The sequence below is a fragment of the Amycolatopsis sp. NPDC003676 genome (genome assembly GCF_053587275.1).
On the sequence record NZ_JBSFNS010000410.1, the window covers coordinates 1 to 1,083 of the forward strand.

Genomic DNA, 1,083 nt, shown 5'->3' on the forward strand with positions numbered 1-1,083 from the left:
GCATGATGGAGGTCCAGGAGTCGGCCACCCAGATGGCGGGCCACTCGCGGCTGGAGCAGATCCGCGCGTCGATGCGCGGCGACTCGCCGACACCGGTCCGCAGAACTACACCGATGACGGCTTCGGCGTTCACCTGGCCTTCTTCAGCCGCACCCCCGCCGAGGCGAGGATGCGGATCCTGGAGGGCAGGCGACGCCAGGTCGAGGAGCGCCGAGAGGGACTGCGGGAAGCGATCAAGAAGGCCAGCGGCTCGCTGGATCGCTACACCCGCCAGCTCCACCAGCTCGGATTGGAATCAAGCGAGCGCGAAGTGCGCTGGCTCAACGAGTTGATTGCGGCGGAGCAATCGACGAAGGCGGCACCACAGAAAGAGGGAAAGAGCGGCCATGAGTGATGTCAACAAGGTTGGGTCCGGCGAGGTTCGCGTCGCGATCGTCGGTGTGGGCAACTGCGCATCGTCGCTGGTGCAGGGCGTGCAGTACTACAAGGATGCCGACGAGAACGCCACCGTTCCCGGCCTCATGCACGTCAAGTTCGGTCCCTATCACGTCAAGGACGTGAAGTTCGTCGCCGCGTTCGACGTCGACGCCAAGAAGGTCGGGTTCGACCTGGCCGAGGCGATCTTCGCCAGCGAGAACAACACGATCAAGATCTCCGATGTGCCGCCCACCGGCGTGAACGTCCAGCGTGGCCCGACCCTCGACGGCATCGGCAAGTACTACGCGCTGACCATCGAGGAGTCCGAGGCTCCCGCGGTCGACGTGGTCAAGGCTCTGAAGGACGCCGAGGTCGACGTCCTGGTCTCCTACCTGCCCGTCGGCTCGGAAGAGGCCGACAAGTTCTACGCCCAGTGCGCCATCGACGCGGGCGTCGCCTTCGTCAACGCGCTGCCGGTCTTCATCGCCTCCGACCCGGAGTGGGCGCAGAAGTTCATCGACGCCGGTGTCCCGATCGTCGGCGACGACATCAAGTCCCAGGTCGGCGCGACCATCACCCACCGCGTGATGGCCAAGCTGTTCGAGGACCGCGGCGTGGTGCTCGACCGCACCTACCAGCTCAACGTCGGCGGCAACATGGACTTCA

2 pseudogenes are annotated in these 1,083 nt (G+C 65.4%); both read left to right on the plus strand.

Annotated elements, in window-relative coordinates:
- A pseudogene (locus ACWDNU_RS46815) lies at positions 1-394 on the plus strand (hypothetical protein); the annotation flags it as partial.
- Positions 387-1,083: pseudogene (locus tag ACWDNU_RS46820) on the plus strand (inositol-3-phosphate synthase); the annotation flags it as partial. The pseudogenes ACWDNU_RS46815 and ACWDNU_RS46820, both read left to right, overlap by 8 nt.